Here is a 22,575-nt window from a genome sequence, read left to right as displayed (position 1 = left end):
GACGGCGAGGCCTGTTGCGCGCTCACCGTGCTCGCTCCAAGGCATCGAGCACGGCCTCCGGGGTGATGGGCAACGTGTCGATCGGTGCGCCGATGGCGTCCGCGACGGCATTGGCAACAGCAGCCGCCACCGGAACCACGGGCGGCTCGGCTGCGCCCTTCGCGCCGTAGGGACCTGCAGGGTCTGCGTGTTCCATCACGATCATCTCCACCTTCGGGACATCTGCGGCCAGCGGCAGGCCATGTTCCTTGAACGTACGCTGGACGTAACGGCCGTGATCGAGATCGACGCGCTCGCTCAGTGCAAAGCCCAAGCCCTGTGCGACGCCGCCTTGGATCTGACCCGCAATGGCGTCAGGGTGAATCGCTCGCCCGACCTCCTGGCACACCACGTAGCGCTCCACCGTGACTCGCCCGGTGACTGGGTCAACGCTGATCTCAGCTTGGTGCAGGTGATAGGTGGGCGTCGGCCACCCCTTGATCAACATGCCGGTGGCGCACATGGGATCGTGCGGTGGCGTCGGCGTGACATACGAAGCGCCTGCCGCTATCGGTCCCTGCGTCCATGTGGCTGCTTGGGCGACCTGGCCGAGTGTGAGGCTCGCGGCAGGAACACCGGCAACCGTCACGACACCATCTGTGATCACCAGGTCCTCGGGAGCCGCCTCGAGCATCTGCGACGCCCGGTCGAGCACCTGGCGCCGGACTTCCGCAGAGGCGTCGGCGATAGCGCGGCCGACCACGTGGGTGGTGCGACTGCCCTGCGATCCGGAGTCGTAGCCCGTGGCGTCGGTGTCGGGCATCGTGACCAGCACCTGATCGGCTGCTAGTCCCAATGACTCGGCCGCAATTTGCCGCAGCGCAGTCGCGACTGCCCCCGAGCCGTTCTCGGTCGCCGAGGTGATGACCGTGGCGGTGCCGTCCTCATTCAGTTTCACCGTGGCGTGGCCTGGCATCGGATTGGTCAGCCAGATCGCTGCCGCCATGCCGACACCGCGCAGCAAGCCGTCACCCCCACCGCGCTGTTCTGCATTGCGCGACACGATGTCGCGCTGTTCTGCATTGCGCGACACGATGTCGCGCTGTTCTGCATTGCGCGACACGATGTCGCGCCAGGGCGCCAGTTCGTCGACTCGTTCGAAGGCCTCGTGCAGTATCGACACCTGTTCGAGCGGCTGCCCATTGCGCATCAAGTGGCCGTCCTGCGCCAGCGACGAGAGCCGGAACTCCCGGCGGTCAAGGCCGAGTGCATCCGCAATGGCCTCCATGTGGCGTTCGTTTGCGAACACCAGCCAAGGTCCGTTTACTCCCCGGTAGGCGCCGGTGGGCGCCGTGTTCGTGTACACGTTTCGGGTCTGGATTCGGGCAGTACCCACTCGGTAAATCGAGCCGAAGACGAACATCGGGATGGCCGACAGCGACGGGCCGTTGTTGGCGTACGCGCCGCTGTCGGACACGATCTCGACCTCTGTGGCCAGGATCGTGCCGTCTCGCCGCACCGCGGAGCGAACCGACACCAGCGCATTGGCGCGGCAGGGAGCCACCAGCCGCTCTTCGAGTGCGCTGTGCTGCATGCGGATGGGGCGGCGGTAGCGCTGGGCCAGCAGTGCTGCGAACGCTTCCAGGCTGACATCGAGCTTGGCGCCGAAACCGCCCCCGATGTGATGGCCGATTACCCGGACCGCTGAGGGCGTCACGCCGAGCATCTGAGCGACTCGGTCTCGCAGCCGGAACGGATACTGGTGGGAGACCTCGATGGTGTAGCGACCCGATTCGAACGTGGCCAGCGCCATCTTGGGCTCCAGATGCGCCTGGTATTGCCGGGGCGTGCGATAGGTGCCCTCCACCACCAGGTCTGCCACCACGAACGCCGCATCGAGATCGCCAGGGTCGTGGATCACTTCGGCCACCACGTTGCCGTCGCGTCCGATGTCGACGCCGCCGGCCACGGCGTAGCGATTCCACGCGGAGTGGACCAAGCGAGCACCTGGCGCGAGGGCCTGTTCGGGCGTGGAAATCGGCTCGATCGGCTTGATGTCAGGGACCACGGCGCTTGCGCCGGCCTCGGCTGCGGTTCGGTTGTCCGCGACCACTATGGCAATCGGCTCGCCTTCGTACGCCACGTAGTCGGCAGCCAGGAAGGGACAATCGGACACGATCACGCCAGTGCGCCAATCCGGCACGTCCACCGCGGTCAGCACTTCCAGCACACCGTCGATCTCCAACGCCGGGCCTGCGTCGATGGCACGGATCTGGCCGGCGGCCACGGGCGATCGGGCGAGCGCAGCCCACAGCATCCCCGGCCGCACGAGGTCGGCGCCGAAGACAGCTTCGCCGCGCAGCTTTGCGTCGGCGTCGCTGCGGGGCGGGCTGACGCCGAGCGCGCTCACGATGACACCGCCGTCGCAGCATCGAGCGCTGCATCCACGATCTGCTGGTAGCCCGTGCAGCGGCAGATATTGCCCGCCAGGGCCCGGCGAACCTCATCCTCGGTGGGCTGGGGCACCTCGGCGAGCAGGGCCGTGAGGACGATCAGCACGCCGGGCGTGCAGTAGCCGCACTGCACTGCCGCGTGGTTCACGAATGCTTGCTGCAGCGACGTCAGTTCGCCCGCCCCGGCAAGTCCTTCAACTGTGTGAACGGTGCGTCCGTGGGTCGAGCCAGCGGCCAATATGCACGACGCTGCCGGACCGCCGTCCACGAGCACCGTGCAGGCGCCGCACTCGCCCTCGACACAGGCTTCCTTCGAACCGGTGAGCCCGAAACGATCTCGAAGCATGCCGAGCAATGTCTCGCCCGCACCGACTTCAAGCAGGTGCGCTCGGCCGTTCACCGTGAGCCGGATGGCGACGGGCTGCTCAGACGGACCGGCGGCCGTCATTCCCCCGCTCCGAGGATCTCGTCGACGCAGTGCTGTGCGAGACGGTTCAGCAGACCGGGGAGCACACGTCGCCGGTACTGGGCAATCTCGGTTCGCTCCGGTGCAGCCGCGTGGGCCAGCTCTTCGCCAGCCTCGTCGAAAGCGACCGGGCCACCGTCGATCTGTGTGCCCAGCATGGCCGTCTCCGCCGCCCGCGCCCGATGCGGAGACTGACTGCCCCCGCACACCGCGACCCTGGCATCGCTCACCGTGCCGTTCGGCGCTGCCGACAGCCGCAGCGCCAAGCCCACGACAGCGCGATCCATGGCACTGCGACGACCCACCTTCAAGTAACCCTCAGCGCAGCGCTCGCCGAGCGGTTCAATCTCGACGGAACGCAACAACTCGGTGGGCCGCAGAACCGTTCCGCCAGTTCCATCGAGAAACTCTTCAAGCCCAAGGCGTCGGCGCCTCGACTTGGACACCAACGCCAGCTGGGCATCGGAGATCAATAGCGCAGGCAGCGTGTCGGCGGTCGGTGCGGCGCCGCACACATTGCCGCCCAGCGTGGCCACCGTCTGGGTCTGCCAAGCGCCCACGGCAGCGGCGGCCTGGGCCAGCGCCGGATGCTCCAGCGCAATGAGCGAAGAGGTGGCGAGCCTGCGCAATGTGACCAGTGACCCGATGCTCGTCACACCGCCGACCTCGGACATGCAGCGCAACCCATCGATGCCACCGATGTCGATCAAGGTCGCCGGTGCCCGTTCGCCGCGCAGGTATTGCGGCATCACGTCGGTCCCGCCCGCCAGGACACAGCCCTCGTTGCCCCACCGGCTCAGCTCGTCAACCGCCTCTGCGACGCTGCTGACCCTGCAGAACCGCACAGCAGAACCTCCTCAGCGCCCTCAGACAGGGTGCCCCTCAATCGGGGCGATGGTAACCCCGGTCCCGAGTCACGGTTCGCCGAATGCCTCAGCGTCCTCCCAAGCGTCTTCGCTGTCGAGGTAGTCGCTGGCTGCGCCGAACAGGTGAGTGATCACGGTCTTGTGGCCGGGATTGGCCACCACGAAATGCATGTGGCCTGGACGCCAGTTGTGCCGGCCGTTCTCGAACAGCAGATCCCCGCCGGGTCGTCGCCGGGGATCTGAGACGGCACCGGGCGGATGCCCCTGATCTCGTAGCGGCCGTCGCTGCCCGTGGTGAAGATGCCGCGCATGTTCATGGCCGTCTGATCACCGTCCTGTACGTCGTAGAACCCGTTCGACGCCGTCTCCCACACGTCGAGCGTTGCGCCTTCGATCGGATTGCCGTCGAGCCCGAGCACGTGGCCGACAAACGTGATCTCGTGGTCGTTCTCCATGGAATCCACGATGATCGAGTCGCCCATCTCGCGGTGCGGCGCCCCTCGACGTGGAACGGGCCGAACACCGTCGGCTCGGTCGAGCCCTCGGCCGCCACGTGATCGATCATCTCGACGAGCATCGACATGCGGGGCTGCTTTCTGTCATGACGCCTCCTGCGCTCTTGGCACTTTCTCGACGTCCACTTCACAGGATCGCCGTTGGCCGAGTTGGCCAGCGCGGGGATGCTCAGCAACCAAGAGCGAACGCGAGCGCATTGCACACTGAACGCATCGTGTCCTCGCTGAGCTCGCCCGCAAGCGTGGTGAGCGATGAGCGTCGAATGGTGTGCAGACCGTCGCAGTTGACCACGGAGTCGTCCGTGAGATTGGACGCTGTCTCGCCGACAGGCACCTCAACGGCAAGACCACGAATTGTCGAAGTGATCTCGGCGACGGTGACCAGTTCACGCACATCTATGACCTCGGAACGGGTGAGGACCAACACTGGGCGCCGCTTGTTGCCGACTTCGGCCCACCACAGCTCGCCTCGGTTCACTCGTTGCCCCAGGTCTCGGCCTCATCCCAGAAGGCGTCGGGTTCTTCGGGCATCCGTTGATAGGCAGCGCGGTCGGATTCAGCCAGCGCTCGTTTCACCGCGGCAGCAACTCCTTGGCGTGCAGCGGCGGAAACGTTGACCTGCAAGCGCTGAGCCTGTTCGGCGAGATCCTGCCCGAGAGTGAACGTCGCGCGTGTTGTCGCCATCACATTACGCTAGCAAGTTATGCCAGCATGTATGTGCAGCACCCGGCTGGTCTGCTCAGCGCCCCACACGCTCCCGTGCGGCCGATGCTGAGGACCCGCGTGTTCGCCCCTGGCTCAGTCGGCAGCAACCGGTGGCGTCGTCTCGCTCATCCTGTCCCACACCACCTGGTCCGGAAGGCTCATCACCATGTCGTAGTGATCGGTGGGCATCAACCGGGGCATGCCCGTAGCCGAAGAGGGCTGTGGGACGGGTCCGGCCGGTTGGGTGTATTCGGCGGGGTACTTCAGCGCCTCGAGCTCAGCGTTAGAGATCTCGCACAGCCCCAGAACCTCAGGGTCCACCCACTGCTCGACCGGAATGGCGGACCCGCAGGCCACTTCGAGCGCCAGCCCTTCGGGGCCGGCGAAGTAGATCGACTGGATGAAGCCGTGGTCGATCGGGCCAAGAACTTGGACACCGCGGTCACGGATGCGATCCCGCAGCGCCATGAGGTCCTCGAACGTGTCGACGTTGAAAGCCACATGCTGCATGGTGCCGGCAGTGACGGGCTCGCCGGGGCCTCCCGGATGGGTGACGCCCAACTCGATGTCCTTGGCGTTGTCCGGATGCTGGACGAACGCCACATAGCTGTCGGGCGCCAGTTCCACGAAGCCGTGATAGGTGCCGTCCACGCCGTGCATCCAGTACAGGGCCTTGAGCGGCAGCCCGAGCACGTCGCACCAAAACTCGAGCTGGCCCTTCATGTCGCGGGTGGACAGGGCTAGGTGGTTCACACCGTTGGGATGCAATGCAGTCATTCGAGCCGCCCCTCCTGCTGTCAGTCCAGCGGTACCGCCGACGCGGGGCACCGCGGCAGGCACAACACGTCGGCACGCGGCGCAGCCCGCGCCTGCACTGCCGACTATATGGCCCGGCGCACCTCGCCGACCGCCCTGAGTGAGCTCAGGAAGTCGCCAGTGGGGCAATCACGTGCTCGGCGAACAGGTCGAAGGAGCGGTCCACTTCGTAAGCGCAAAGATCGCCCCAGGCGAACACGCCCACGAAGTAGTCGGTGCCAGCCTCCTCGGCGAATCGTTCGCAATGCTCACGGATGGTCTGGGGTGAACCGACGACGACGGCCTCGAAGTGCTTGGCCTTGTCGTAGTCGCCGCCGAGCGTGGGGTCATTCGGCGGGATCATCTCGTAGCGGCGGAACAGCCGGGTGAGGTGCTCGGTGAACGCGACCCACGTCCTGCGCCCGATCTCGTCGGCTTGGGCATCGGTAGGAGCCACAACCAGTCGGCGGAGCCCCCCGATCATCGGCGGGTGGTGCCTGCCGACGCCGTCATCGCCCAGGAGCTCGTGGTAACGGGCCGTGCTCGCGGCCACGGCAGCGAGCGGCCCAGCAGCCATCGTGCGCACGCGCATTTCGGCGGCTGTCTCAAGCTGGCCCGGGCGCCACAGCGGCGGGTAGGGCTTCTGGTATGGCTCGAAGGTGATCGGCATATCGGCGAACGAATGGAACTGCCCTTCGAAGCTGAAGTTCCCTGTCGTCTGCATGGCAGCCAGGATCAGATCCAGCGACTCGTCGGTCTTGGCGATGGCATCGTCAGGGTCGAGGCCCCACAACAGGTGCTCGGGCACGCTGATGCCTTTGCCGAAGCCGATCTCAAGGCGGCCTTCAGAGAGCTGGTCGAGCATGCACAGCTCTTCGGCGAGCCGGATCGGGTGATAGAAGGGCAACAGGTGCACCAGCGAGCAGATGCGGATGCGGCTGGTGCGCTCAATCGCGGCGGCCAAGAAGACATTGATGCTGGGCGCGGCGTCGAGCGGGATGAGGTGGTGCTCGGACTTGTGCCACCCCCACACCCCGGCCTCCTCGGCCCTCACCAGCAGGTCAAGTCGGTGCCGGTAGAGCTCGTGCGCGGGCACGTCGCCAGGTTGCTCCAGCTGGTCGAAGATGCCGAACCGCATGAGCGGCGAGAGTACTTGTGCGCCGGCCCGTCGACCGCAGCGGACGCGAGATTCAGCGAGGTCACAGAGCTCATGGCCGCACGCCGCACCGTCGGCCGGGGTGGCCCGGAGCTAGGTCAGATGATGGCGCTCTCGACGAACGGACGGTTCTCGACGATGCGCTGATACCCGAGCGGCGTGAGGTCCAGCGTCCGGTACTCGCCATAGGCGATCCATTCAGAGACGGCACGGCCGATCGCCGGGGATTGCTGCATGCCGTGACCGGAGAAGCCGTTGGCGAAGATGAAGTTGCCGATCTCGTGGTGGGGTCCGACCACGACGTTGTGATCGAGCGTGTTGTAGGCGTAGTGGCCAGCCCACTGGCTGGTGATCTTGAGGCGTTCGAACGCCGGGACCCGGTGGACCAGCACCGGCCATACCTTGTCTTCGAAGATGTCGTGGTCCATGGAGAAGTCGTCGTAGTCGACTACTGGATCGACATCGGGTGTGCAACCGCACATGTACGCGTCGCCGTCGCTGCGCATGTGAATGCCGGTTGGGTCGATGGTGAGCGGCAGGGAGCCGTCGAGCGGCTCAGCAGCCTCGAAGACGAACGTGTAGCGCTTGCGCGGCTCGACCGGCAGAGTTGCGCCGGCCATCGCGGCCACCTCGACCGCACGCGGGCCCGCTGCGTTGACCAGCGTCCCGCACTTGACGGTCTCACCTGAACTCAGCACCGCGGCGTTGACCCGGCCCTGCCCGATGACCACGTCAGCGACCTCGCCCGTCAAGTACTCGACGCCGTTCTGGCGGGCCTTGCGTCTCCACCAGTCGAACATCGTGCCCGAGTCGAAGTAGCCCTCGTCGATCAGGTTGTGGCTGCCGCAGACGATGTCGTCGACGTTGTAGAAGGGGTAGTCGGCCCTAATCTCGGCGGGACTCATGATCCGGGTGCCGGCGCCGAGTCCGGACTGGATGGCCTGGTTGCGCCGCAGGGTGGCCGCGAACTCTTCGTCACTCGCGAGGTACATGTAGCCGAAGTGATGCACGAACAGGTCGGGGACTTCGGGGTCGCCGCCGAGATGTTCCCGGAAGTGCCGCACGAAGTCGGCGCCGAAGCGCGAGATCTGCACGTTCAGCGGGTTGGAGAACTGCTGGCGCATGCAGCTGTTGGTGAGCGATGTCGAGGCCTGCGAGTAGGTCGGGTCACGCTCGACCACCAGCACGCTGCCGTCAAAGTCGTCGTTGGCCGACAGCGCCCAGGCAATGGACGAGCCAATGACGGCACCGCCGACGATCACGACGTCGTAGGCGTCCCGCAAGGGCGCATCGTGGGCAGTTGGCATTCGTTACGGTCCTGTGGTGAGCGGGGACGAATCGGCGCTGTCAGATGATGGCAGCACGGGACACCCGCGCGACATCACCGGACACTGCTGCGGGGCATTTGGGGACGATCGGGGGCTGGCACATGAGATTGCAAGGCAGGGTGGCGCTGATCACCGGAACCGGCAGCGGGATCGGGCGTGCCACGGCCCTGCGCTTCGCCGCTGAGGGAGCGCGCATCGTTGGCGTCGACATTGCCCCTTCGAACGAAGAGACGGTGGACGCGGTCCGCGCGGCGGGCGGTGAGGCAATCGCGGTACGTGCTGATGTCGCTGTCGAATCGGACGTGGCAGCTGCGTTCGGACGCGCCGAAGCCGAATACGGCGGGATCGACGTGGCATTCAACAACGCCGGGATCATGCTGGATGCCGACACCGACGCCATCGCGACCGCCGACGAGACCATCGACCGAACGTTCGGCGTCAACGTGAAGGGCGTGCTGTACGGCTGCAGGTACGCCGTCGAGGCGATGCGGCGACGCGGTGGCGGCTCCATCATCAACACCGCTTCGTTTGTTGCGTCGGTCGGCGCAGCGACCCCACAGATCGCCTACACGGCATCCAAAGGCGCCGTGCTGTCGTTGACCCGGGAGCTCGCCGTGGTGCATGCCCGGGAGAACATCCGCGTCAATGCGCTGTCGCCGGGACCGCTGCGCACCGAGATGCTCATGTCGTTCCTCGACACACCCGAGAAACGTCACCGGCGGCTGGTCCATGTGCCGATGGGCCGCTTCGGCGAGGCCGACGAGATGGCGTCCGCGGCGCTGTTCCTGGCGTCCGACGACTCTTCCTACATGACCGGCGCGAACCTGCAGGTCGACGGTGGCCTGACCGCCGCCTACGTCACCCCCGAATAGTGCCCCTGACGGTTGAGGCGCCATTCGCCTCTTTCGGACAGTTCAGCTAGCAGCACTAGTGTCCGGGCGCAGGAGCGGCGGGAGCCGACGACTGCCGCACGATCGAGGCCTTGGGGGGCGGGATGCTGGGTCCGTATCGCGTGCTGGATCTCACCGACGAGCGCTGCTGGTTCGCCGGCAATCTGCTGGCCCAGCTCGGCGCCGATGTGGTGCTGGTGGAGCCCCCGGGCGGATGGCCACGCGGCTACGCCCACGATGCGTACAACCGCGGCAAGCGCTCTGTTGTCGCGGCCACCGCCGACGAGGTGGCAGCGCTGACGGCCAGCGCCGATGTCGTGCTGCACAACGACGCCACGCCCTTCGAGCTTGACCTCGCTGCCCTGCGAGACGCCAACGACCAGCTCATCACCGTCCATATCACCCCATGGGGCGAAACCGGGCCGAAAGCCGACTGGAAAGCAACCGACCTCACCCTGTTCGCATCAAGCGGCCAGCTCGCGGTGACCGGCGACAGCGACCGTCCTCCTGTGCGCATCAGCATCCCCCAAGCGTGGCTCCACGCCGGCGCCCAAGCAGCGGTCGCTGCGCTGGTGGCGCTCGAGCATCGGGCCCGCACCGGACACGGTCAGCACGTCGACCTGTCCACGCAGCAAGCAGTCTGCGAGACGGCACTGTCCGCTATCTTCTACGCCCCCGCAGGCCTGGAGGAGGTGCGGCGGGAGGCGGGCGGGGTCCGCTTCGGCTCGCTCATGCTCCGCACGATCTATGCGTGCATAGACGGCTACGTGATCGTCACCGTCGCCTTCGGTCCGATGATCGGGCCGATGGTGAGGCGATTCCTGACGTGGATGAACGAAGAGGGCTTCTGCGACGACGAGACCCCCAACAAGGACTGGGTGAACTTCGCGCTGCACCTGCAGTCCGGCGAGGAAACGATCAACGTCATCGAGGGGGTGATGGACGACATTGCCCGCTTCTGCATGACCAAGACGAAAGCCGAGATGATCGAGCGGGGCCTGCGCGACTCGCTGCTCATCTGCCCGGTCAACACACTCCAGGACGTGCTCGACAGCCCGCAGCTCGCCGCTCGCAACTTCTGGGACGATGTCGACGGCACCAGGCTTCCGGGGCGTTTCGTTCTGGCAGAGGGCACCCCCCTGTCGCCCCTCGGTCCGGCGCCCGAGGCGGGCGCACACACCACCGAAGTGCTGACCGGCCCCAGTGCGGGTTTGCCGTCAGTGACGGAGCCGCTGCCCGCGGGTGCCCGCTCGGACAAGCCACTGGCCGGTCTGAAGGTCGCGGACCTGGCCTGGGTTGCCGCCGCTCCCCTGGCAACGAAAATCCTGGCGCATTGGGGCGCGACGGTGGTGCGGGTCGAAACGCAGAACCGGCCGTGCCTGCTGCGCGGCGCCCTCGGCCATCGAGACGACGTGCCGGATCAGGAGAACGCCATCGCCTGGCATTCCACGAACGCCAACAAGATGACGATCTCGCTCGACCTGTCCAAGCCAGAGGCCCGCGAGGTCGTGCGCGATCTCGTCGCATGGGCCGATGTTGTCGTCGAGTCATTCACACCCGGCACGATGGCCGCCTGGGGACTCAGCTACGACGACCTGCGCGAGGTCAACCCCGAGCTGGTCATGGTGTCGAGCTGCGTGATGGGCCAGAGCGGGCCGCATCGGGAATTCGCCGGCTTCGGCAACATGGCTGCTTCGGTAGCTGGCTTCTTCGACATCACCGGCTGGGCCGACCGCGGCCCCGCCGGGCCGTATCTGGCCTACACCGACTACTGCTCGCCCAGGTTCACCGTGTGTGCGCTGCTTGCCGCGCTGGACCACCGCCGGCGCACAGGTGAGGGCCAGCATCTGGACTTCTCCCAGATGGAGGCAGCGGTGCACCTGCTGGCGCCCGCCATCGCCGAGATGCAGGCCACCGGTGTGCGGCGCACCCGCCGGGGCAACGAGGACGACCGCATGGTCCCCCACGGCGTGTACCCCGCTGCTGGCGACGACGAGTGGATAGCCATCGCGACCGAAGACGACGAACAGTGGCGGTCTCTAGCGATCGAGATGCGACGGGAAGACCTCGCCGATCTCGACGAGCCTGCCCGCCGGGCCCGCCAGGACGAGCTCGAGGCGATCATCTCCGCCTTCACCGCACGGCAGAACGGACCCGGCCTCATGCATCGCCTGCAGGCGCACGGCGTCCCCGCTCACTACGTCCAAAATTCGGGAGCCTGCATCGACGACCCGCAGCTCGCCCACCGCGGCCATTTCCAATGGGCGCCACATCAGTACGCCCGCCGCACCATCGTCGACGCGGTGCCGTACACGCTGTCGGCAGCGCACAACGGATTCGACTGGGCCGGTCCCACCTACGGCGAGCACGCATTTGAGATCCTTAGCGACCTGCTCGGCTACGACACCGATCGCATCGCCGACCTGGCCGTCGCCGAGGCGCTGGAGTAGATCGTTGGGCCGGCGGTTTCGCTGGGCGCAACGCGCCACCCTCGCGACGTCGCGGCGAGCCGGCGCTTCAGCTTGTTGACGCTATGAAGTCGACCAGCACAGCGGCCAGCTCGGGGCCGCGGTCTTCCTGAAGGAAGTGCGAAGCGCCCTCGATGGTGGTGTGGGCTTGACCCTGTGCGCCGGGAATTCGCGCCCGGAACGGCCTGTCGGCGCCTTGGGTGACGGGGTCACTGTCACTGAAACAACACAGGAAGGGCTTCGTGAACTGCTCGAGCACGCCCCAGGCCTCGCGGTTGGCGGACGCTTCAGGATCGTCGGGCGAAGTGCAGACGAAGGACGGCCAGATGCGAGCGCCGGCCTTGTAGGAATCGTCGGGAAACGGCGCGTTGTAGGCGTCGACAACCTCGGGAGCAAGGTCGGTCAGGCACCCGCCGTTCACAATGTCGCCGATCGGGAACACGGGCGATTCCTGCGAGAACTTCTGCCAGGCCATGAAGGCATCACTGGGGCTGCGGTCCCCCGTCGGCAATCCGGTGTTGGAGATCGCCACACGCGCGAAGCGGTCGGGCTGGGCGGTCACCAAGCGCAAGCCGATCAGACCGCCCCAGTCCTGGCCGAAGAACGTGATATCGCCGAGGTCAAGAATGTCGAAGACCAGGCTCGACATCCAATCGACGTGGCGGGCGTAGCTGTAGTCGGTCATTTCGGCAGGCTTGTCGCTGCGGCCGAAGCCGACCTGGTCGGGAACGACGACCCGATGGCCGGCGTCGGCGAGCGGTCGGATCATGTGCCGGTAGAGGTACGCCCACGAGGGCTCTCCGTGCAGCAGCAGCACGGGCGCTGCATCTGGGGGTCCTTCGTCCAAGTAGTGCACTCGGAGCGTGCCGCCGTCGCCGTCTCCGATCTCCGCATAGCGGGGTTCGAAGTCGTAGTCAGCCAGCCCGTCGAATCGTTCGTCGGGTGTGCGCAGGATGTGCATCGGTTCAGTCTCCACTATCGATTTCGGTCGGGGTCTCGAAGCGTTCGGTGAGCAGCCGCATCATCTCGCGCGCCACCATCAGCGGTGCGAGGGACCTCGATCGCCGGAGCATCTTGACATCATCTCGTTCACTCGACACTCTTCGATCAGCTCAGTGCCCATTTCTGTGCCGACAATCGACAGCATCCCGATGGGGGAGACAAACTGATCCACATGGCCGCATCGATGCCGTTGCCTCCGACCGGTCAGGAACCAAGCCAGCTACGCCTCGAGGTGACGCTCGGCGACATCACAGCGGAACGGGTCGATGCGATCGTCAACGCCGCCAACGAGACGCTGTTGGGCGGAGGCGGTGTGGACGGCGCCATTCACCGGGCAGCGGGACCAGAGCTGCTCGCACACTGCCGCACGCTCGGAGGCTGCCCTACCGGTCAGGCCAAGATCACGCCCGGTTTCCGGCTGACGGCCCGCTGGGTGATTCACACCGTGGGGCCGATCTGGCGTGGCAGCGCTCACGGCGAGGCCGAACTGCTGACTTCGTGCTACCGGGAATCGCTCGTCCGGGCGGACGAGGTCGGTGCCCACACAATCGCCTTCCCCGCGATTTCCACCGGCGTGTATGGCTACCCCGTCGCGCCAGCCACGCAGATTGCCGTCGACACTGTCCGAGCCACACCGACCCAGGTCGAACTTGTCCGCTTCGTCTGCTTCAACGACGAGGCCCTCAACGCCTACCAAACCGTCCTCGGCCCGGTCCCATGAAGGCACAGCTGTCCCACGCAATAGCTGTCATGGTTCTCGCTGCGTCCCTCGTCGCCTCGGGATGCGGCACGACGGATGCAACGTCGGAGGCCGCCAACGGCACTCAGGCCGATTCGACCGCGAGCGCCGACGCTCCCGTCGACGGGGCGGCGGTGTACCAGCAGTACTGCGCAGAGTGCCACGGGGTCGACCTCCGAGGTACGGACAAAGGCCCGTCGCAGTTGTCCATCATCTACGAACCCGGCCACCACAGCGACTACGCCTTCCGCTCAGCCATCACCGAAGGCGCGCCCGAGCACCACTGGTGGTTCGGTGACATGCCGCCAGTCGAAGGCATTTCCGATGACGAGATCGAAGCGGTCATCTCGTTCGTCCGCGCTGAACAAGAACGCCTCGGCTTCGAGGAATAGCCCGTTGCGCCTACGCCGTGGCTGCGTCGATCTGCTCGCGGGTCAGCTCGATACCAAAGCCAGGCGCGTCGCTGGGCTTGAGCCAGCCATCGTCGGGCAGTGACATGCCGGGGGTGGAACGCCAAGCATTCATCAGCGACTCGCCCGGCTGGCAGCCGACATACATCTCTGCCCAACGATTCTGGGGCAGCGCGTGGCAGAGGTGCTGGCCGTAGCTGTCATTGCAGCCCCCGTGCAGGGCCAGCTCGATGCCCGACGAGGCAGCGATGGCCGCTATCCGAAGCACGGCCGTGGCACCACCCACCCATTGAATGTCCGGCTGCAGTACGTCCACGAGGCGCTCTTGGGCGGCATACGCGAAGGCCCGGTCGGTCAGCCAGCGCTCTCCCGCAGCCAGCATCTGGGTGGGCAATCGTCGGCGCACGTCTGCGTATCCGGGCCAGTCGTCGGGCTGTGCGAAGTCTTCGATCCAGGTCAGTCGGTACGGGGCCAGTGCCTCACCAAGACGCACGGTGTAGGACGCATCGAGCGACGACCAGCAGTCGAGCATGAGGTCGGCGTCAGGACCGAGTTGCGAGCGTGCGTTGGCGACCAGACGCTCCGTCTCGGTGATGCCAGCAGTGCCTGATCCGGGCCCGACCGATCCGGCCAGTTTGAACGCGTCGAATCCCCGCTTGCGCGAGTCGTCGAGGTCGTTGCCAGTCGCGTAGCAGCGTGTGCGATCCCTCGCCGGACCGCCGATGAGCTCGTAGACAGGCCGGCCGAGAACCTTGCCCTTGAGGTCCCACAGTGCGAGGTCGACCGCGCTGAGGGCGTATGCAGCCAGTCCTGCCGCCCCGAAGGCGCTGTTGGCACTCCGGCTCATCATGTTCCACAGACGCTCGACGGCCGGCACGCTCTCGCCGACGATCATCGGGCCGTAGAAATCGTTGATGATCGGCACCACCGGTCCCCCATGACAGGTCATGCCCACGCCGAAACTGCCGTCCGATGCCGTGACCACGCACAGAACCTCGTCCCAGCGCGGCTCGAATCGTTCGGCCTGGCCGACGAAGCTGCGGTCGCTCGACAGCGGGTGCATCATGCCCGTCGAATCCCACGACACAGTAGGCGGCGCCGTCCGTCCGAGCACCTCAGGCCGCCGCAGCGGCGCCGCCGTCACCTCGACGATCGTCGGCGTCATCATCGCAGCGTAGGGCCTTCAACAGGAGTGCCCTAGGAGGCTGAGCCGGCAGGCGGCGAAGCCGTGACCCGAGCGGCCCGTGAGCGCAGCGAACAAGAGCGGAAGACAACAGCTCCGACAATCAAGTGATTGCCTATCCGCGCGGCCTCTAACGTTTGCGTCGGTGTGCTGCGCGCCGCCCATCAGCATCGGCAACACTGCACTCGCTCTCGCCAGTTGAGGAACGACTTCGATGACATCTGCAACTGGACTGGTCCTGACCGGGCCGCGATCGTTCGAGCAGCGCAGCTTCGAGCTGCCAGACATCGGCGGCAACGACGGCCTGCTGCGCATCGAGGCATGCGGGCTGTGCGGCACCGACCACGAGCAGTACACCGGACACATCACCAACCCGCATGCGTTCATCCCTGGCCACGAGGTGATCGGCGTGGTGGAGGAACTGGGCGACCAGGCCGCCGAGCGCTGGGGTGTGAACGCGGGCCAGCGGATCGCCCTCGAGGTGTTCCTGTCCTGCCGGGAATGCAAGCAGTGCCGGTCCGGCCTTTACCGGCGCTGCGAACGCAACGGCCTGGCGACGATGATCGGATTCACCGACGCCGACACTCCCCCGGGCTTGGGCGGCGGCTACGCCTCGCACCTGTACCTCGGCCCCGACTCGATGCTCATGGCGGTGCCCGACGAGCTCGACCCGGTCACCGCCACGCTGTTCAACCCGCTCGGTGCCGGCATCCGCTGGGCAGTTGAGATCCCCGAAACTCAGCCCGGTGATGTTGTTGCAATCCTCGGCCCCGGAGTGCGCGGCCTGTGCGCTGCCGCCGCCGTGAAGGAAGCCGGCGCTGGGTTCGTCATGATCACTGGACTCGGAGCACGAGATGCGGAAAGGCTCGCCTTGGCCCCCGCCTTCGGCGCGGACCTTGCCATAGATGTCTCCGAGACTGACCCGAACCGCGCACTGCGCGAGGCGATCGGCCGCAAAGCCGATGTCGTCGTTGACGTGACGGCGAAGGCTCCGGCAGCATTCGCTCAAGCCATCCAGATCGCCCGCCCGGGCGGCACGATCGTGCTGGCTGGCACACGCGGCACTCCCGAGACGCCGGGCTTTGACGCGGACCACATCGTCTACAAGGAACTGCGGATCATCGGCGCGCTCGGCGTCGATGTCACGGCGTACCGCCAAGCGCTCGACCTGCTGGTCTCGGGGCGCTACCCCTTCGAGGATCTGCCCCGCCAAGTAGCCGGATTCGACGACCTCGAACCCCTGATCCAGCTGCTCGCCGGCGAGCAACCCGGCACGCCGCCCGTTCACGGCGTCTTCGCGCCGTGAACCATCAGATACGGCACGGCGTGTTTGCACCTGAACCTTCTGAGAGCATGAGCGGATAGGCACAGACGCCATAGCTGCGGAGGCGGCAGGGGACTCTGCGAGGTTGGAACCTGCCGGATTCCCGGAGCTGAGGGCCCTGCCGCCTTCGCAGCGGGCGCACCTATCCGCGCGACCCATTACCTAGGAGTCACACGATGAGCCGACCGGTCTTCGAGACATTCAACTCCGAGTGGGCCGACAAGGTCTTGGGCCGTGTCTCCCGCTCAGGTATCGACGGCTACCTGGGCATCAAGGCAGTGGAGTTCGAGGCCGGGCGGCTCGTGTGCGAGATGCCGATCACCGACGAACTGATCACCGCGATGGGCACCATGCACGGCGGTTGCCTCTCGGCCATGTGCGATCACGTGCTCGGCGTGGTCATGTACCCCGTCATGCCTCCGGGCTACTGGGCTGCGACGACCGAATTCAAGATCAACCTGCTCGCACCGGTCACTGGCGGCACCTGCGTGGCCACCGCCGAAATCATCTCGATGAGCAAGCGACTCGCTGTCGTGCGTGTCGAGATCACCAACGGTGCGCGGATGGTCGCCGTCGCTCAGGGCACCACCACGATCGTCGCGCCGAAGACTTCCGGCTGACCGCAATCGGCGGCGCTCCGCTGCGAACTACCGCCTACTGACGGGCCATCTCGGCTCGGGCCGTGGCCGCAACGTCGGCCTCGGTCCTTGCCGAAAGGTTTATCTCCACATCGTGCAGAGTCCCCGCAAACGGAAACGAGCCGTCGTAGTGCTCTGACACTGTTGACCCGTGGTCGTGGCCGATGCTGGAACCGACCGACGAGATCATCCACATGATGTACGGCAGCTCAGCGGTGCCAGCCGGCTGGCCGTCAACCGCCAGTTCGATGACTCCACCCGCCCTGTCTGTACGTCGGAGCCGCATCGACAGCTCGCAGTCGCCTTCGGGCACCTCGATGGTCGACTCCACGACGGTGCGATCAGCGAACGCGTTGTAGTCCACAACGAGGCGTTCGTTCTGGACGAAGACCGACACGCCGGCACCTGCGGTGCCCGTCGCCCAGATGACGCCCTCGTCGCCCGCACCCCGACTCACCCGGGCTGTGAGGTCGAACAAATTGCCACCGGCAGACGGGGACGCCCCCATGGGGATCCGGGACAGCGGCGGCCGGTACACATAGCGCCGGCTCGGCGGGTGCGGCGAGTTCTCCCGCAACCGTGCCCCGAACAGCAACATGCCGCTGCGGTCGTCAAGCGGCAGCACGCCGTTGCGCTCGGCCTCGGACCACCACAAGCCGATCAGCTCTTCGAGACGCTCGGGTTGGTCGGCCGCAAGGTCGTTGCATTCGGAGGGATCCGCCCCGAGATCGAACAGCTCCCACGGCTCGGTGTCGAAGTCATCGTCCGGGAGGTGACGCACCACGGCCTTCCACCAGATGCCGTTCCCGAACGCGACCAGGGCACGCGACCCGGAATTCTCGAAGTACTGCAACGTGTTCGTGGCCTGGGCATCAGGGTCCGCCAATACCGACGCGAACGAGTTGCCGGTGACCGGGAGCTGGACCAATCCTCGGTACGTCTCGGGCGGCGTGACACCGAGGAGCTCGTAGAGCGTGGGGGTCACGTCGGACACATTGACGAATTGGCTCCGCTTCGTCCCTCGCTGATCGGCGGCGATGCCGGCTGGCCAGTGCACCACCATCGGCACGTGCACCCCGCCCTCGTGGGTGTTCTGCTTGTACCAGCGGAACGGCGAGTTGCCGCATTGGGCCCAGCCCCACGGGTAGTTGGTGTGGCTGTTGGGCCCACCGATGTCGTCGAGCCGCTCGACGACCTCGTCGATCGACTCAGCCAGTCCGTTGAAGAACTTGAATTCGTGCATCACGCCGGTCGGTCCGCCCTCCTGGGACGCACCGTTGTCGGCCATCACGATGAAGATCGTGTTGTCGAACTGGCCGAGATGTTCGAGCCCGGCGACGAAGCGCCCGATCTGGTCGTCGGTGTGATCCAGAAACGCGGCGAAGGCCTCTTGCAGCCGGCAGGCCAGCTTCTGCTCGTTCGCTGACAGCGCGTCCCACGGCTTCACGCCCGGGTTCAGTGGCGCCAGCACGGTGTGCGGCGGGATGACGCCCATCTTGATCTGCCGGTCGTACCAGCGCTGGCGCACCACATCCCAACCCTCGTCGTAGCGGCCCCGGTACTTCGCGAGGTATTCCGGCGGTGCTTGGTGCGGAGCGTGCGTGGCACCGAAGGGCACGTAGGCGAAGAACGGCCGGTCGGGACGCACACCCTTGCTGTTGCTGATCATCTGCAGCATCTGATCGACGAGGTCTTCGCTGAGGTGGTACCCGTCCTCGGGTCTTGCGGGCGGGTCGATCGGGTGATTGTCAGTGACAAGTTCGGGGAAGAACTGATCGGTCTCGCCTTCGAGGAATCCGTAGAAGCGATCGAAGCCCCGGCCGAGGGGCCACTGGTCGAACGGGCCGGCGGCGGAGCTGTTCTCGGTCGGCGCGAGATGCCACTTGCCCGTGCAGAACGTGGCGTAACCCTCGTCCCTGAGCACTTCGGCGATGGTCGCCGCGTGGTTGGTGATATGGCCGAGCTGGTGGGGAAAGCCGGTCTGGAAGTTCGACACCGACCGCATGCCGACGGCGTGCTGGGCCCGTCCCGTCAGCAGCGATGCCCGGGTCGGCGAGCACAGCGGCGCGACGTGGAAGTTGGTGAACTGGAGCCTGTTCGCGGCGAGCGCATCGATGTGGGGTGTGTCGATGTCAGACCCAAAGCAGCCGAACTGGGCGAAACCGGTGTCGTCGAGCAGCACGAACACCACGTTCGGCGCGCCGGGAGGCGCATGAGGATGTTCCTCAAACCACGGCTCGGACTCGGCAACGGTTCGGCCGATTCGGCCCTGGAATGACGGGTGTGCACTTCCCACTGCCATGGTCAGCCTTTCGTGAGCGAAGTCACCGGGACGCTACGCCACTTCGTCGAGGCGGACGCCGACGATCTCCAACCGAGCCGCCGAGGCAGTCGAAGGCGAGGCACCACAACAATCGGGAGCGGAAACGCACATCGGTTGACGGTCTGGGCACGTCTGCGCCCGTCGCGATCGCTACACCGGCAAGATGTCGACGTCGAGTCGGGCGGCTTCTGCGAGCGCATCGATGTCGGCAGGATCCGAAGTCACGATCTGGTCGCCGGGGCGGCAAAGCGCGACGAGCGCCGCGTCGATGGCGTCGACCAGGCCAGTCCGTGCCAGTAGAACACCGGCCCGGCGGCCGAGGTCATTGTCGAGAGGAACGACAAGGGTGCCGAGCAAGGCCATTGCCAAACGGGCCTGCCGTCCCGATCCGCCTCGCCACACCTGCGCCACGATGCCGCCATGGGTCAGCGGGGCGCTGCCCTTCAGGTGTGCATCGTCCACCCGTCGCCAAAGGGTCCGATCGTTGCGCTCCAAGGCGACGAGTGCGCCCGCGTCAAGCACCAAGCTCACGCTGCGCCCTTCGACGAATGCCATCGGCGCGGACCTGCTCGGCAGCAATCTTGTCGAGACGGCGTTGTTCTTCGAGTTCCTCCGAATTGATCTTGCCGAATTCGGCCTCGTAGTCCGCAATCGCCTCATCGAGAGCCTTGTGGCGACGTCGATGCTCGTTCTTGTCCGCCATTGCCTCGTTCACCCAGGCGCTCACCGACGAGGCGTCGCCGTCGTTCACTGCACCGCTCGCAGCCTCGATGAGGTCCTCATCGACGGTGACCGCAATGCGACGCTTCGTCATACCTTTATCTTATTTCCGGTGCACGCTCCCTCGTACCACTGGGGCGCTCCGGCGCCGATCACGCAGCGCTCGGCTCCCGGCCCAGCAGGCGCCTGAGGCGTTTGACGGCTGGGGTCCAGATCCACTCTGGCTGTGTGACTTGGTGGTGATTCTCGCCGGGCAGTTCCATGGGGTCGTAGTAGTTCTTGTCGGAGTTCTTGCGCATGTCCGTCGTCCGCTTGAGCACTTGCATGTGTGCGTAGGCGGTTCCCTTGTGGGTCCAGCCCTGCCGGTTGTAGTTCCAGTTGTCCGGTGCCAAGCGTTGCGCTGCTTCAAAGTGCCGCAGTGCACGCTCACTGTCGCCTTCCGCTTCGAAGTGCAGCGCGAGCTTGAACGTCGGCTCCGCCAGCAACGTGTGGTCGTCAATCGGCTTGCGGCGAGCAGCGAGCTCCTCGCTTGACCAAACGAACTCGCTGTCCGCCCCCCGCTCGATCCAGTCGCGAGTCGCAGAGGCAAACGCGTCGCTGCCGATGCGGACCTTTCCGAGTCCGAACTTGATCGTGGCCTCGGCCGGGTACACCCCTTCGTTGCTGCGAACGATGCGCCCTTCCTCGTCGATCCATGCGGCCGACGGCACGTTGACCCATCCGAACAACGAGCTGATCCGGTGCGTCGAGTCGACAATGCACCGATACGTCGGCGAGGCCCGGTCGAGCCACTTGCCGGCTGCCTCCTCGCCTCGTGAGTCTTGGGCCACACCGATCAGCTCGAATCGGTCGGGGCCGATCGAGGTGTAGAGCGCCTGCCAGACCGGCAGGCTGATCCGACAACCTCACCAGGAGGCCCAGGTGAACAGCACCACCTTGCGACCTCGCAGGTCGGACAGTTGCAGTGTTTCGCCGTTGCGCTCGGTCATCTCGAAGTCGGGAGCGAACCCCGACTCCAGCCCCATCCGCCGGACTTCGGGCACTGCGCTGAAGCTCCACACGTCGCCGTCGCGTACATGCTTCTGGCCGATCTTGTCGGCAAAGGCCGAATAGCAGAACCACACCCAGTCGTCGGCGTCAGCGATCCAGGCTTCACGCTCGGGTTCGAACAGCGGCACGCACAGCTCGCCGAGGCAAACACCCTCAGGTTTCAGCTGCCAGCCGGTGGCTGCATTGAGCTGGTCGATCCGCACCCACAGCAGCGACGTGTCGTCGGTGCGCTGGGCAATATCGCTCATCTTGTCGTTGGCGAGGATGATCACGTTTGCCCTTGCTGCGGTCGAGGGGCTGAGCTGCCCGAGCCCACACCTACAGCATTGCAGCGCCGAGCCCGACAGGGTGCACGCCGGGCTGTGCTGCGACGGCGGGCCGGGCTGCAAGAACCAGCTACGGCAGCGCGCCACCTGGAGCTAACCCGAGCAGCGCCTGGCCGTACCGCTCATAGCTGACGGCCGACACCATGAGGTGGGACTGGATTGTGTACACGTCCCGAAGAACGCTCTGCATCTCATTGCCGTTCATCACCGCGCTGCCGCCCGTGAAGCGAAACAGCTCGCCCACCAGGTCCACGGCCTCATCGGTGCACCACACCGCTGCCACTTGAGCCTCGGTCACGAGTGCAGGGTCCGGAGGCCCGTCGACCGCAGAGTCGAACATGCGCTCGAGCACCTCCGCCATCCCGGCCGCGCACGCATTCATCCGGATCGTGCCCTGGCCGAGCGCTCGCTGGAACACAGCACGATCGGCAAGACTGACCCCGCCGACGTAGCCCCGCTTCTTCTCGATGGCGGCCTCGCTCATGGTCCGCAGCGCCAAGCGGCCAAGGGCGTACGCGAAGCTACCGTGCTCGTTCACGACGTACCCGGGCAGCCCGAGCCGGTGCAGCGCCCCTCCCCGCAGCAGCTCGGCCCCCAGCAGATCCATCGCAAAGCGATCGGGAACGAACACGTCGTCCAGCTCGTAGTCACAGCTGCCCGTGCCGCGCATGCCCAAGGTGTGCCAGTTGTCGTGCAGGATGACGTCGCTGGTCGGCACCAGCGCCCTGATCAGCGGCGGCCCGTCGCTGAACACCGGCACCATCACCCAGTCGGCGTGCTCGACCCCGCTGCCCCAGGCCCACCGGCCCGACACCCGGTAGCCGCCGTCGACCCTCTGCGCCATCCCGCCGGGCCGCAGCGCGCCTGCCATGAAGGGGAAGCCGTTGGCGAGCACCTCGTCGACGGCCTCGTCGGGTAGCTGGGCCAAGGAGGCACCCGACGCCGCGGCGGTGATGAACATGCACCACGCAGCCGCCGGGTCGATCATGACGACGGCTTCGATCACATCCATCTGGGTGACCGGGTGAGCCTCTGCGCCGCCCACTTCGCGGGGCGTCTTCAGCATGAACAGGCCGGATTCACGCAACGCTTCGACCGATGTCGTCGACAGCCGCCGAGCCTGCTCGGACTCGTCTCGGCCCGCGGCCAGCGCTCCGGCAACCCCCGAGACCGCTAACAGCAGGTACTCCCGGTTGGCCTCCCGGTCAGGCGGAAATCGGTTCTCGTAGGTACTCATCG

The 22,575-nt window shown here is 66.2% G+C and carries 21 protein-coding genes and 1 pseudogene; 6 read left to right on the top strand and 16 right to left on the bottom strand.

What is annotated here, in order from left to right:
• Positions 1–22: 22 nt before the first annotated feature.
• The 9 genes and pseudogenes from ACOQPH_RS05115 to ACOQPH_RS05075 form a co-directional block, all read right to left on the bottom strand.
• The gene (locus ACOQPH_RS05115; protein ID WP_420623646.1) at positions 23–2,389 is read right to left on the bottom strand and encodes a xanthine dehydrogenase family protein molybdopterin-binding subunit; all 2,367 of its coding nucleotides are present in this window, start codon (positions 2,387–2,389) and stop codon (positions 23–25) included.
• Positions 2,386–2,880: a (2Fe-2S)-binding protein gene (locus tag ACOQPH_RS05110; protein ID WP_420623645.1), complete on the bottom strand. Its 495-nt coding sequence runs from the start codon at positions 2,878–2,880 to the stop codon at positions 2,386–2,388. Before ACOQPH_RS05110 ends, ACOQPH_RS05115 begins: the two co-directional genes overlap by 4 nt.
• Positions 2,877–3,743: an FAD binding domain-containing protein gene (locus ACOQPH_RS05105; protein ID WP_420623644.1), complete on the bottom strand. Its 867-nt coding sequence runs from the start codon at positions 3,741–3,743 to the stop codon at positions 2,877–2,879. The genes ACOQPH_RS05110 and ACOQPH_RS05105 overlap by 4 nt, the downstream gene beginning before the upstream one ends.
• Before the next feature lie 69 nt (positions 3,744–3,812).
• Positions 3,813–4,219: pseudogene (locus ACOQPH_RS05100) on the bottom strand (hypothetical protein).
• 229 nt (positions 4,220–4,448) lie between these two features.
• Positions 4,449–4,757, bottom strand: a complete 309-nt coding sequence (locus tag ACOQPH_RS05095) for a type II toxin-antitoxin system PemK/MazF family toxin (RefSeq protein WP_420623643.1) — start codon at positions 4,755–4,757, stop codon at positions 4,449–4,451.
• A complete protein-coding gene (locus ACOQPH_RS05090) occupies positions 4,754–4,963 on the bottom strand; it encodes a type II toxin-antitoxin system CcdA family antitoxin (protein ID WP_420623642.1) in 210 nt (69 codons plus the stop codon). Before ACOQPH_RS05090 ends, ACOQPH_RS05095 begins: the two co-directional genes overlap by 4 nt.
• A 114-nt stretch (positions 4,964–5,077) precedes the next feature.
• Positions 5,078–5,761, bottom strand: coding sequence for a VOC family protein (locus tag ACOQPH_RS05085; protein WP_420623641.1), 684 nt, complete (start codon positions 5,759–5,761; stop codon positions 5,078–5,080).
• Between the two features lie 145 nt (positions 5,762–5,906).
• On the bottom strand, positions 5,907–6,917 hold the full coding sequence (locus ACOQPH_RS05080; protein WP_420623640.1) for an LLM class flavin-dependent oxidoreductase: 1,011 nt from the start codon (positions 6,915–6,917) through the stop codon (positions 5,907–5,909).
• 116 nt (positions 6,918–7,033) lie between these two features.
• On the bottom strand, positions 7,034–8,242 hold the full coding sequence (locus tag ACOQPH_RS05075) for an NAD(P)/FAD-dependent oxidoreductase (protein ID WP_420623639.1): 1,209 nt from the start codon (positions 8,240–8,242) through the stop codon (positions 7,034–7,036).
• Between the two features lie 122 nt (positions 8,243–8,364).
• Between ACOQPH_RS05075 and ACOQPH_RS05070 the strand changes: the two genes are divergently transcribed.
• Together ACOQPH_RS05070 and ACOQPH_RS05065 are read left to right on the top strand one after the other, a co-directional pair.
• Positions 8,365–9,135 carry a glucose 1-dehydrogenase gene (locus ACOQPH_RS05070; RefSeq protein ID WP_420623638.1) on the top strand — a complete coding sequence of 257 codons (771 nt, stop codon included), beginning with the start codon at positions 8,365–8,367 and terminating at the stop codon, positions 9,133–9,135.
• Between the two features lie 122 nt (positions 9,136–9,257).
• Positions 9,258–11,603: a CoA transferase gene (locus ACOQPH_RS05065; protein WP_420623637.1), complete on the top strand. Its 2,346-nt coding sequence runs from the start codon at positions 9,258–9,260 to the stop codon at positions 11,601–11,603.
• Between the two features lie 67 nt (positions 11,604–11,670).
• On the opposite strand, the gene ACOQPH_RS05060 is transcribed toward ACOQPH_RS05065, so the two are convergent.
• Positions 11,671–12,582, bottom strand: coding sequence for a haloalkane dehalogenase (locus ACOQPH_RS05060; protein ID WP_420623636.1), 912 nt, complete (start codon positions 12,580–12,582; stop codon positions 11,671–11,673).
• A gap of 213 nt (positions 12,583–12,795) precedes the next feature.
• Here ACOQPH_RS05060 and ACOQPH_RS05055 point away from each other — a divergent pair, with 213 nt between their 5' ends.
• Together ACOQPH_RS05055 and ACOQPH_RS05050 are read left to right on the top strand one after the other, a co-directional pair.
• Positions 12,796–13,344, top strand: a complete 549-nt coding sequence (locus ACOQPH_RS05055; protein WP_420623635.1) for an O-acetyl-ADP-ribose deacetylase — start codon at positions 12,796–12,798, stop codon at positions 13,342–13,344.
• A complete protein-coding gene (locus ACOQPH_RS05050) occupies positions 13,341–13,754 on the top strand; it encodes a c-type cytochrome (RefSeq protein ID WP_420623634.1) in 414 nt (137 codons plus the stop codon). The genes ACOQPH_RS05055 and ACOQPH_RS05050 overlap by 4 nt, the downstream gene beginning before the upstream one ends.
• Positions 13,755–13,764: 10 nt before the next feature.
• On the opposite strand, the gene ACOQPH_RS05045 is transcribed toward ACOQPH_RS05050, so the two are convergent.
• Positions 13,765–14,937 carry a mandelate racemase/muconate lactonizing enzyme family protein gene (locus ACOQPH_RS05045; protein ID WP_420623633.1) on the bottom strand — a complete coding sequence of 391 codons (1,173 nt, stop codon included), beginning with the start codon at positions 14,935–14,937 and terminating at the stop codon, positions 13,765–13,767.
• Positions 14,938–15,169: 232 nt separating this feature from the next.
• On the opposite strand from ACOQPH_RS05045, the gene ACOQPH_RS05040 reads away from it, so the two are divergent.
• The gene (locus ACOQPH_RS05040; protein WP_420623632.1) at positions 15,170–16,261 is read left to right on the top strand and encodes a zinc-dependent alcohol dehydrogenase; all 1,092 of its coding nucleotides are present in this window, start codon (positions 15,170–15,172) and stop codon (positions 16,259–16,261) included.
• A gap of 194 nt (positions 16,262–16,455) precedes the next feature.
• Positions 16,456–16,899 carry a PaaI family thioesterase gene (locus ACOQPH_RS05035; RefSeq protein ID WP_420623631.1) on the top strand — a complete coding sequence of 148 codons (444 nt, stop codon included), beginning with the start codon at positions 16,456–16,458 and terminating at the stop codon, positions 16,897–16,899.
• Positions 16,900–16,933: 34 nt separating this feature from the next.
• Here the strand turns inward: ACOQPH_RS05035 and ACOQPH_RS05030 are convergent, their stop codons facing one another.
• From ACOQPH_RS05030 to ACOQPH_RS05010, 5 genes are all read right to left on the bottom strand, one after another.
• On the bottom strand, positions 16,934–19,219 hold the full coding sequence (locus tag ACOQPH_RS05030) for an arylsulfatase (protein ID WP_420623630.1): 2,286 nt from the start codon (positions 19,217–19,219) through the stop codon (positions 16,934–16,936).
• Positions 19,220–19,390: 171 nt separating this feature from the next.
• Positions 19,391–19,795: a twitching motility protein PilT gene (locus tag ACOQPH_RS05025; RefSeq protein WP_420623629.1), complete on the bottom strand. Its 405-nt coding sequence runs from the start codon at positions 19,793–19,795 to the stop codon at positions 19,391–19,393.
• Entirely contained in the window at positions 19,755–20,054 is a 300-nt protein-coding gene (locus ACOQPH_RS05020; protein WP_420623628.1) for a hypothetical protein, read from the bottom strand. The genes ACOQPH_RS05025 and ACOQPH_RS05020 overlap by 41 nt, the downstream gene beginning before the upstream one ends.
• 58 nt (positions 20,055–20,112) lie before the next feature.
• Positions 20,113–21,282: a redoxin domain-containing protein gene (locus ACOQPH_RS05015; RefSeq protein ID WP_420623627.1), complete on the bottom strand. Its 1,170-nt coding sequence runs from the start codon at positions 21,280–21,282 to the stop codon at positions 20,113–20,115.
• Between the two features lie 124 nt (positions 21,283–21,406).
• Positions 21,407–22,573, bottom strand: coding sequence for a hypothetical protein (locus ACOQPH_RS05010; RefSeq protein WP_420623626.1), 1,167 nt, complete (start codon positions 22,571–22,573; stop codon positions 21,407–21,409).
• Positions 22,574–22,575 lie beyond the last annotated feature (2 nt).

This window comes from Candidatus Poriferisodalis sp. (assembly GCF_965221945.1).
Classification (GTDB): domain Bacteria; phylum Actinomycetota; class Acidimicrobiia; order Acidimicrobiales; family Poriferisodalaceae; genus Poriferisodalis.
This window is presented reverse-complemented; position numbering and strand designations above follow the sequence as displayed.

Bases quoted from the DNA above. Each gene is read 5' to 3' on its own strand.
- ACOQPH_RS05075 (WP_420623639.1), bottom strand. From the start codon at position 8,242: ATGCCAACTGCCCACGATGCGCCCTTGCGGGACGCCTACGACGTCGTG.
- ACOQPH_RS05070 (WP_420623638.1), top strand. From the start codon at position 8,365: ATGAGATTGCAAGGCAGGGTGGCGCTGATCACCGGAACCGGCAGCGGG.
- ACOQPH_RS05020 (WP_420623628.1), bottom strand. From the start codon at position 20,054: ATGACGAAGCGTCGCATTGCGGTCACCGTCGATGAGGACCTCATCGAG.
- ACOQPH_RS05065 (WP_420623637.1), top strand. From the start codon at position 9,258: ATGCTGGGTCCGTATCGCGTGCTGGATCTCACCGACGAGCGCTGCTGG.
- ACOQPH_RS05045 (WP_420623633.1), bottom strand. From the start codon at position 14,937: ATGACGCCGACGATCGTCGAGGTGACGGCGGCGCCGCTGCGGCGGCCT.
- ACOQPH_RS05010 (WP_420623626.1), bottom strand. From the start codon at position 22,573: ATGAGTACCTACGAGAACCGATTTCCGCCTGACCGGGAGGCCAACCGG.
- ACOQPH_RS05090 (WP_420623642.1), bottom strand. From the start codon at position 4,963: ATGGCGACAACACGCGCGACGTTCACTCTCGGGCAGGATCTCGCCGAA.
- ACOQPH_RS05055 (WP_420623635.1), top strand. From the start codon at position 12,796: ATGGCCGCATCGATGCCGTTGCCTCCGACCGGTCAGGAACCAAGCCAG.
- ACOQPH_RS05110 (WP_420623645.1), bottom strand. From the start codon at position 2,880: ATGACGGCCGCCGGTCCGTCTGAGCAGCCCGTCGCCATCCGGCTCACG.
- ACOQPH_RS05080 (WP_420623640.1), bottom strand. From the start codon at position 6,917: ATGCGGTTCGGCATCTTCGACCAGCTGGAGCAACCTGGCGACGTGCCC.
- ACOQPH_RS05040 (WP_420623632.1), top strand. From the start codon at position 15,170: ATGACATCTGCAACTGGACTGGTCCTGACCGGGCCGCGATCGTTCGAG.
- ACOQPH_RS05050 (WP_420623634.1), top strand. From the start codon at position 13,341: ATGAAGGCACAGCTGTCCCACGCAATAGCTGTCATGGTTCTCGCTGCG.
- ACOQPH_RS05030 (WP_420623630.1), bottom strand. From the start codon at position 19,219: ATGGCAGTGGGAAGTGCACACCCGTCATTCCAGGGCCGAATCGGCCGA.
- ACOQPH_RS05025 (WP_420623629.1), bottom strand. From the start codon at position 19,795: ATGGCATTCGTCGAAGGGCGCAGCGTGAGCTTGGTGCTTGACGCGGGC.
- ACOQPH_RS05035 (WP_420623631.1), top strand. From the start codon at position 16,456: ATGAGCCGACCGGTCTTCGAGACATTCAACTCCGAGTGGGCCGACAAG.
- ACOQPH_RS05060 (WP_420623636.1), bottom strand. From the start codon at position 12,582: ATGCACATCCTGCGCACACCCGACGAACGATTCGACGGGCTGGCTGAC.
- ACOQPH_RS05085 (WP_420623641.1), bottom strand. From the start codon at position 5,761: ATGACTGCATTGCATCCCAACGGTGTGAACCACCTAGCCCTGTCCACC.